This window comes from Zavarzinia sp. (genome assembly GCF_049306435.1).
Lineage (GTDB): Bacteria > Pseudomonadota > Alphaproteobacteria > Zavarziniales > Zavarziniaceae > Zavarzinia.
Window position 1 is genome coordinate 1 of the sequence record NZ_JBAQRT010000313.1, and the last position, 8,581, is coordinate 8,581.

The window sequence follows — 8,581 nt, forward strand, 5'->3', positions numbered from 1 at the left end:
GCCCAGGGTGGTGACGAGGCCGCTGCCGATCCGCAGGGCCGCCCGCGCCGCCAGCCGGGCCGCGCCGGTGTGCAGCGCCCCGCCGGAAAGAACAGCGGTATGACCGCGATCATATTTGTGGCCATCCTGACGCAGCACGGGGAAATGGCGGGCGAACAGCGCCGGCCCGTTGCGCAACAGCTTCGGCCCGATCACCGCCAGCACATCGGGCGAGATGCCGATGTCGGCGATGACGAGATGCCCCGTCCGCCCCCGGCCGGGATAAAGCAGATGACCGGGCTTGGCCCTGAAGAAACTGACAGAGAGAGCGGCGGTGAAGGCCCCGCCCCGGATGGTGCCATCGTCGCCATTGACGCCGCTCGGCAGGTCGATGGCGACGACGACCCGCCCCGCGCCCACCGCCTCGATCATGCGCAGGACCGGCGAATCGAGATCGCGGGCAAGGCCGGCACCGAAGACCGCGTCGACGACGAGGGCGCGCCCGTCGAGGGACGCGGGCTCGAACGGCAGCACGGGTCCGTCCCAGCGCGCGGCCATGGCGGCGGCATCGCCCTCGAGGGCCGACACGGGCGCCAGCGCGGCGCAGGCGACATCATATCCCGCCTGCTTCAGCCGCCGGGCCACCACCCAGCCGTCGCCGCCATTATTGCCCGGACCACAAAGAACAAGGACCGGCTGCACCGGATAGCGCGCCAGGATCGCATCGGCGACAGCCCGGCCGGCGTTTTCCATCAGGGTGAGGCCGGGAATGCCGCCATCGATGGTCAGGCGATCGGCCCGGCCCATTTCGGCGCTGGTCAGCAGGGCGAGATCGCCGGGCACCGCGCTCATCCGATCACCGTCCGGCGCTGGGCGCCCTTCTCGATCAGGTGGAGGGCACCGTCCCGGACCTCGAAGCGGTTGATCGAGCAATGATCCGGCATCGATGGCGTTACCCGGCCGTCGCCGGTGGCGAGGCCGATCACCGCGTTGACGACGACGAAGTGGCTGACGATCACCGCCGGCCGGTCGAGACCGGCGAGAAAACCCGCGATTCCATCCCGCCAGGCCAGGAGATGCGCGGGCTGCCCCGACCAGTCGCCCCGCAGGAAGGCCTCCAGCCAGTGGCCCCGCTCCTCGAGGCTCATGCCCGGCGTCGGCACTTCCGCCATGCGCGGCTCGACGATGGCTGTCCGGCCCCAGCGGGACTCGACGGCGGCCACGGTCTCGCGCGCCCGTCGCAGGGGGCTGGTGACCAGCAGGCGCCCGTCGTCGGGGCCGAGCATCTCCGCCATGGCCGCCGCCTGCGCGTGGCCCGTGGCGTCGAGGCCGGGGTCGGCGTCGACATGGAAGCCCGCGCTCTGCTGGCCATGGCGTACCAGAATGAAGCCAACACCCGTCACGGTTTCTGTCCTTCGATGTCGCCTGCGACGCCATAGGCAAGGCACAGGTCCTGCCACGAGGCAAGATCGACGATGGCGACCAGGGAAATGCCGGCATCCCGCCGACGCTGGGCCACATCGCGATCCACCCGCATCTGGGCGATGACATGGGCCGCGCAGGCCTTGCGCCCCTCGGTCTCGGTGAAGCGCGCGCCGCCGGGCAGGCGCCGGGCATAACCGTCAGATCCGACCACCAGGGTCTCGAACGTCCATTCCGCGCCATTCGCGACCACGAGGCGCAGCGGCGGCGAATAGAACACCAGCGGTCGCTCGGGCAACCCGGCCATCAGAAGATATTCAGCCGGCGAAGACCAAGGAACGACAGCACGCCGACCAGGGCCATGAGCAGCATGGTCCACCAGAAGGCATGGGGCGCGACCAGTCCCGGCAGGCCGGCGACATTCATACCGAAGACGCCGGTGACCAGGGTCATCGGCATGAAGACCGCCGTCAGCACCGACAGGATGAGCAGGTTGCGGTTGGCGACCTCGGCCTGCTGGGCGGCCATTTCTTCGTACAGAAGTTTCGCGCGCTCCTGCGCCGACACCAGATCGTCGACCACGGCGCCCAGTTGTTCGATCGCCTCGCGCAGGTCGGTGGCATCTTCCTCGGCGAAGAAGGCCGGCGGCCGGGCGCAGACCTGGAACACGGCCCGTCGCTTGAGCGCGAGATGCCGGTGCAGGCGGACGGCGAAACGGCGGATGGCGCCAAGGTCTTCCCGCGCGCTGCCGCGCCGGCCCTCGAGCAGGCGGTCCTCGATATCGTCGAGGGAATCGATCAGTTCGACCACGGCCATCTCGACCGTCTCGGCCAGATGGGCCAGCATGGTCGCGATCAGATCCGCCGGGCCGCGCAGCACCTTGCCATCGTGAAGGGTGCGGCGCAGCCGGTCCATGGAACGCGACGGATGGCGCCGGGCGCTGACCACCAGTTGTTCCGATCCGAAGATCCGCACCGTCGATATCTCGGTCAGGTCGGGATCGATGTCGTATTGCATGTCGGTGAAGACACCGAACAGCGTGCCCTGATAACTCTCGAGCCGGGTGCGCACATCCGACGAGCCGAGTTCGACGCGCAGATCCTCGGGAATGGCGTGGGCCTGGGCGATCCACTCGCGCGCCCGCCGCACCGACAGGTCGAGGTGGAGCCAGACGAAGCCGTGCCCGGCCGTCATCGCCGCCTCGACGGCATCCCAGCCGATCAGGCGCTCGTTCTTGCCGTCGACGACGTGGTAGCAGAACACGATACCGTCGCGCCGCTCCGGCAACTCGACCAGCGGATTGCGGGCAAGCTCGACCATCGCGCAGAATCCCTCGGGACAACCGGCCGTGCGGCCTGTTCTCCCGCCCCATTCTCACAATACGCCGGTCCGGTCAACCGGATTGGCCCCGGGGCTTTGCTCGCCCCGGCGACCGTCCGCCCCGAAGATAGAGTCAGCGCACCATCGTGTTGCGTTCGATGGCACCCAGTTTGTCGCGGATTTCCATGACCGTGATCACCACCTCGGCCAGGCAGCGCAGGAAGACGAAGCCGACCAGGAACACCCCCGCCGCCCAGACGAAGGCCAGCAGCTGATCACCGTCCGGCGACTCCGGCGTCGCCATTTTCGTCGACCACACGGTTGCCGCGCATACGGCCAGCAACACCAGGCTACCCCAGAAAGCCAGTCGAACGACCGCCAGCCCGATAGGGCCAGTCAAAAGAAATAGACGCTTCATATTCGACATCCCCAGCAAGCGGCAACACAACACCAAGGAATATTGGATGCACTTCAAGTCAAAGAGTCAATGGCAACATTGATTCTCCGACAAATACAATAGTACCGTCCAAATACAACCAGAGACGTAAATCTCTCTTTGCACATTATTAACGATGTTTATTCTATTGATGGAAATTGCTGCGCCGCACACATCCAAAGCGAGCGCGGCGCCCCGGCCGGACGACCGGAAAACGACGAAAGGCCGCCACGGCCAAAGCCGCGCGACCTTCGTTTTCGCGATGTTCAGAAAATCTGGGGCGAGCGACGGGTCTCGAACCCGCGACCTCCAGAGCCACAATCTGGCGCTCTAACCAACTGAGCTACGCCCGCCACAGAGGCCGTGCGTATACGCCGCCCCGTCGCCGTCGTCAAGCAGCCGAATGGATCCGGCTGCGCAGTCGCTCCGTCGCGGCGTCGATCGTCGCCTCGGTCTTGCAGAAGCAGAAGCGGATCAGGTGACGGGGCGCATCCGGCTGGACATAAAAGGCGCTGACCGGCACGGCCGCGACGCCAACCGTGGCGGTCAGCCAGCGGCAATAGTCGTCGTCCGGCAACGCGGGACCAACCCCGCGAATATCGGCGCTGACGAAATAGCTGCCTTCAACGGGCAAGGTGGTGAAGCCCGATGCGCGCAATCCGGCCACCAGCCGGTCCCGCCGCTGCTCCAGCCCGGTCGCCAGTGATTCGAAATAGGCATCGGACAGGCCCAGGCCATGGGCGACCCCGATCTGCAGGTTGGGCGGCGTGGTGAAGGTCAGGAACTGATGGGCCTTGCCGATCACCCCGATCAGTTCCGCCGAACCGCTCAGATAGCCCACCTTCCAGCCGGTCAGTGAAAAGGTCTTGCCGGCCGAGCCGATACGGATCGAACGCTCGCGAAGTCCCGGCAGGCTGGCGATGGGCAGATGACGATGGCCGGAGAAGACGAGATGCTCGTAAACCTCGTCGCACAGCAAATAGGCATCATGGGCGACCGCCCGTCGGGCGATGCGTTCCAGTTCGCCCCGGGTCAGGACCTTGCCGGTCGGATTCATCGGCGTGTTGAGGAGCACCAGTTTGGTGCGCGGCGAAAAGGCCGCCTCGAGCTCCGCCTCCGGGATGGACCAGTCCGGCGGCGTCAGGCGGACCGGTTTCGGCACCGCGCCAGCCTGCAGGATGATGGGCACGTAACAATCGTACATCGGCTCGAACACCACCACCTCGTCACCGGGCGACAGCAGGGCGAACAGGGCGGCGGCGAGGGCTTCCGTCGCGCCCGACGTCACGAGCACTTCCCGGACAGGATCGTAGTCGAGACCATAGAAGCGCCGGTCGTGATCCGCCACGGCCTGGCGCAACACGGCCAGGCCCGTCATCGGCGGATACTGGTTGGGACCCTCGATCAGGGCCCGGGCCGCCGCCGCCCGGATCTCCTCCGGGCCATCCTCGTCGGGGAAGCCCTGACCAAGGTTGACGGCGCGATGCTCGGCGGCCAGCGCGGACATGACGGTGAAAATGGTGGTGCCGAGGCCGGCGAAACGGGGATTCAGGGCTTTCATGGCCCGATCATATTCAGGCCCGGGTCGTCGATCCAGTGCCCGCCTGCGCCCGGCTCGACCGAGCATTGATCAAATAATGATCAATATGCACATTTTATAGCCACATACGGACAGGCATCGTCGCGATTTCGCCACGACGGCTTGTATTCGCACCACGGAATCTAGGGCGCGCCACGTTTGGCACAGACCATGCATTGATCCAGCGGGCGGCATATCCTGCCGATCCAAACCTGCCAAGGCGAACCAGGTGCGATGAAGAAAATCGAGGCTATCATCAAGCCGTTCAAACTCGACGAAGTGAAAGAGGCGCTGAACGAAGTGGGCCTCAAGGGCATCACCGTGACCGAGGCCAAGGGCTTCGGCCGCCAGAAGGGCCACACCGAGTTGTATCGCGGCGCCGAATATGTCGTCGACTTTCTCCCGAAGGTGAAGCTCGAAATCGTGCTGGAAGACGATCTCGTCGAACGCGCGATCGAAGCGATCCAGACCGCGGCCCGCACCGGCCGGATCGGTGATGGCAAGATCTTTGTCAGCCCCGTCGAACAAGCGATCCGTATCCGCACCGGCGAGACCGGCACGGATGCCATCTGACCGTTCCGCCCAGAATTTCCTTCAGTCCAACCCAACAACCAGGACCTGAGATCATGTCAGACGCCAAGACCGTCCTTCAGCTTATCAAGGACAAGGGAATCAAATACGTTTCCCTGCGTTTCACCGACTTCAAGGGCAAGTGGCAGCACCTGGCCATGGACGAGAGCGTCGTGGACGAGGATATGTTCACCGACGGCACCATGTTCGACGGCTCCTCGATCGCCGGCTGGAAGGCGATCAATGATTCCGACATGATCCTGATGCCGGATCCGGCCACCGCGGTCATCGATCCGTTCTGCGCCCAGCCGACCCTGGTCATCTTCTGCGACATCATCGAGCCGGCGACGGGCGAAGGCTACAGCCGCGATCCGCGTTCGGTCGCGAAGCGCGCCGAAGCCTATGTCTCCTACACCGGCCTCGGCGACACGGTCTACATCGGCCCGGAAGCCGAGTTCTTCGTGTTCGACGACGTGAAGTGGAAAGTCGCGATGAACAAGGTCTCGTATGAGATCGACGACATCGAAGGCCCCTACAATACCGACAAGTCCTATGAGAGCGGCAACCTCGGCTACCGTCCGGCGGTCAAGGGCGGTTACTTCCCGGTTCCGCCGGTCGACTCGCTGAACGACATGCGCGGCGAAATGCTGGCGGTCATGGGCGACATGGGCCTGCCGATCGAGAAGCACCACCACGAAGTGGCCGCTTCGCAGCACGAACTGGGCATCAAGTTCGCGACGCTGGTCCGCGCCGCCGACTACATCCAGATCTACAAGTATGTCGTCCAGAACGTCGCCTACCAGTATGGCAAGACGGCGACCTTCATGCCGAAGCCGATCAAGGGCGACAACGGCTCGGGGATGCATGTCCACCAGTCGATCTGGAAGGATGGCAACACCACCTTCGCCGGTGACAAGTATGCCGGCCTGTCGGACACCTGCCTGTACTACATCGGCGGCATCATCAAGCACGCGAAGGCGATCAACGCCTTCACGAACCCGACCACCAACAGCTACAAGCGCCTGATTCCGGGCTTCGAGGCCCCCGTGCTGCTGGCCTATTCGGCCCGCAACCGTTCGGCCTCCTGCCGTATCCCCTACGGCACCAGCCCGAAGGCGAAGCGCGTCGAAGTGCGCTTCCCCGATCCGCTGGCGAATCCGTATCTCGCGTTCTCGGCCATGCTGATGGCCGGCATCGACGGCATCCTGAACAAGATCCATCCGGGCGAAGCCATGGACAAGGATCTGTATCACCTGCCGCCGGAAGAGCTGAAGCTGGTCCCGACCGTTTGCGGCTCGCTGCGCGAAGCCCTGACGGAACTCGACGCCAACCGTTCGTTCCTGACCAAGGGCGGCGTCTTCACCGACGATCTGATCGACGCCTACATCGAACTGAAGTGGCAGGATGTGTACGCCTACGAGCACACCCCGCATCCGATCGAGTTCGACATGTACTACACCGCCTGATCCTCGACGGATCACGCGATGGGAGGGGCGGCAGCGATGCCGCCCCTTTCGTTTTTCAGACGGACTTGCGCCAGCTCTCGACCACGCGCAGATCCTCTTCCGGGCGATCGACGACGATATCCCGCCGGCCGAGACTGACCGTCCCACCCTGCCCGTCGAGGCACAGCCAGTCGCCCTCGCGCAACACGTCTCCGCCAAGACGCACCTCGTCACCGAAGACGAGGCCGGCGCAGCCGACCAGGCAGGGCTTGCCCATCTGCCGGGCCACCACCGCGGCATGGGCGGTGCGCCCGCCGACCGCGGTCAGGATACCCGCCGACACGGCGAAACCGGCGACATCCTCGGTCGAGGTGTCGTGGCGCACCAGGACCACCGGATCGCCGGACGCGGCCATTTCGCCCGCCCGTCCGCTGTCGAAGGCGACCCGCCCGCAGGCGACGCCGGGGGATGCCACGGTCGCCGTCGCCAGCACCGGCGCGTCCCCGGCGAAACGGCTGATGCCGGTCGCCGCCAGATCGAGGCCCGCGAGACGGGCCAGGGCCGTCGCCTCATCGATCAGCCCCTCGGCCACCGCGTCGACGGCGAAGCGCAGGGCCGCCCGGGGCGTGCGTTTCGCCGAACGGGTCTGCAGGAACCACAGCCGGCCGTTTTCCACCGTGAATTCGATGTCCTGCATGTCGGCGAAGGCTTTTTCCAGCATGGCGGCGCCTTCCGCGAGGGCGGCCGCCTGTATTGGCAGGCGCCGGGCCAGCATGGCCACATCCGAAGGGGCCCGGCGGCCGGAGACGACATCCTCGCCCTGGGCATCGAACAGGAAATCGGCATAAAGCCCCTTCCCGCCCGTCGCCGGATCGCGGGAAAAGGCGACGCCGGCGCCGGACGCGCCCCCGGCATTGCCGAAAACCATGGCCTGCACCGTGACCGCGGTGCCGGCCAGCCCCTCCAGCCCGTTCAGGCGGCGGTATTCGCGCGCCTTGTCCCCGTCCCAGCTGCGGAAGACGGCCCGGGCGGCGGCGCGCAATTGGTCCATGGGGTCGGTCGGCATGGCGGATTCGGTGTTTCGCTGGAAGACCGCGAGATAATCATGGACCAGCCGCTCCAGCGCCTCGGGGTCGAGTTCGGCCTCGCCCTCCGCGTCCTCGGCGCCGATCAGGGCGATCAGCCTTTCCTCGAAGGCGGCGGCGGGAACCCCGGCCACCACCTCGCCATAGAGCTGGATCAGACGGCGATAACTGTCGAAGGCCAGACGCGGGTTGCCGGTCATGGCGATGATGCCCCGCAGGGACGCCGGATTCAGCCCGACATCGAGCACGGTTTCCAACATGCCGGGCATCGATTTCGCCGCGCCCGAGCGGACCGAAACGAGAAGCGGCGTCCGACTGTCGCCGAAACGCCGACCCGTCGCCGCTTCCAGTCCGGCGATGCCTTCGGCCAGCGCCGCATCGAGGGTATCGAGCGCCGAGGGATCGCCACTGTTCACGGCCGAGCAGAGCGTGGTGGGCAGGACGAAGGCCGGCGGCACATCAAGGCCAAGACGGCTCATGTGCCAGAGCTGCGCGGCCTTGGCCCCGGCGATTTCGGCGGTCAACTCGGTCCGGCCTTCGGGCGTGCCGATGAACAGGGGCTTCAGGCGGCTCATGCGGACAACTCCTCAAGCACGCGATCACGTAACGACAGGGCGGCGTGGGACAGATGATCGGTCGCGGTTTCGATCGCCCGGGCGACCTCGATGCCGAGCACCAGCGGCCGGGCATCGGGACTGGGTGCCGCCACGAGACCGGCGAAGGCCGCCCGCTCGGCCGCGTCGGC

9 protein-coding genes and 1 tRNA gene are annotated in these 8,581 nt (G+C 66.1%); 2 read left to right on the forward strand and 8 right to left on the reverse strand.

All coding sequences use genetic code 11. The features are described from left to right. From WAZ62_RS17485 to WAZ62_RS17515, 7 genes are all read right to left on the reverse strand, one after another. Positions 1 to 831: NAD(P)H-hydrate epimerase (locus WAZ62_RS17485; protein ID WP_422644821.1), on the reverse strand; the 831-nt coding region annotated here is incomplete at its 3' end. Next, positions 828 to 1,382 (reverse strand): histidine phosphatase family protein, encoded by a 555-nt coding sequence (locus tag WAZ62_RS17490; protein WP_422644822.1) that lies wholly within the window; start codon positions 1,380 to 1,382, stop codon positions 828 to 830. The genes WAZ62_RS17490 and WAZ62_RS17485, both read right to left, overlap by 4 nt. Beyond that, complete coding sequence (locus WAZ62_RS17495; RefSeq protein ID WP_422644823.1) at positions 1,379 to 1,708, reverse strand: hypothetical protein; 330 nt, start codon at positions 1,706 to 1,708, stop codon at positions 1,379 to 1,381. The genes WAZ62_RS17490 and WAZ62_RS17495 overlap by 4 nt, the downstream gene beginning before the upstream one ends. Further along, a complete protein-coding gene (locus WAZ62_RS17500; protein WP_422644824.1) occupies positions 1,708 to 2,721 on the reverse strand; it encodes a CorA family divalent cation transporter in 1,014 nt (337 codons plus the stop codon). Before WAZ62_RS17500 ends, WAZ62_RS17495 begins: the two co-directional genes overlap by 1 nt. Before the next feature lie 133 nt (positions 2,722 to 2,854). Beyond that, positions 2,855 to 3,025 (reverse strand): hypothetical protein, encoded by a 171-nt coding sequence (locus tag WAZ62_RS17505; protein ID WP_422644825.1) that lies wholly within the window; start codon positions 3,023 to 3,025, stop codon positions 2,855 to 2,857. 408 nt (positions 3,026 to 3,433) lie between these two features. Further along, positions 3,434 to 3,510, reverse strand: a tRNA-His gene (locus WAZ62_RS17510). Between the two features lie 38 nt (positions 3,511 to 3,548). Next, the gene (locus tag WAZ62_RS17515) at positions 3,549 to 4,718 is read right to left on the reverse strand and encodes an aminotransferase (RefSeq protein WP_422644826.1); all 1,170 of its coding nucleotides are present in this window, start codon (positions 4,716 to 4,718) and stop codon (positions 3,549 to 3,551) included. 252 nt (positions 4,719 to 4,970) lie between these two features. On the opposite strand from WAZ62_RS17515, the gene WAZ62_RS17520 reads away from it, so the two are divergent. Beyond that, positions 4,971 to 5,309 (forward strand): P-II family nitrogen regulator, encoded by a 339-nt coding sequence (locus tag WAZ62_RS17520; RefSeq protein WP_422644827.1) that lies wholly within the window; start codon positions 4,971 to 4,973, stop codon positions 5,307 to 5,309. A 53-nt stretch (positions 5,310 to 5,362) separates the two neighbouring features. Continuing rightward, positions 5,363 to 6,772 carry a type I glutamate--ammonia ligase gene (gene glnA / locus WAZ62_RS17525; RefSeq protein WP_422644828.1) on the forward strand — a complete coding sequence of 470 codons (1,410 nt, stop codon included), beginning with the start codon at positions 5,363 to 5,365 and terminating at the stop codon, positions 6,770 to 6,772. A gap of 55 nt (positions 6,773 to 6,827) precedes the next feature. Here the strand turns inward: glnA and WAZ62_RS17530 are convergent, their stop codons facing one another. Next, positions 6,828 to 8,411 (reverse strand): PEP/pyruvate-binding domain-containing protein, encoded by a 1,584-nt coding sequence (locus WAZ62_RS17530; RefSeq protein WP_422644829.1) that lies wholly within the window; start codon positions 8,409 to 8,411, stop codon positions 6,828 to 6,830. Positions 8,412 to 8,581: the final 170 nt, after the last annotated feature.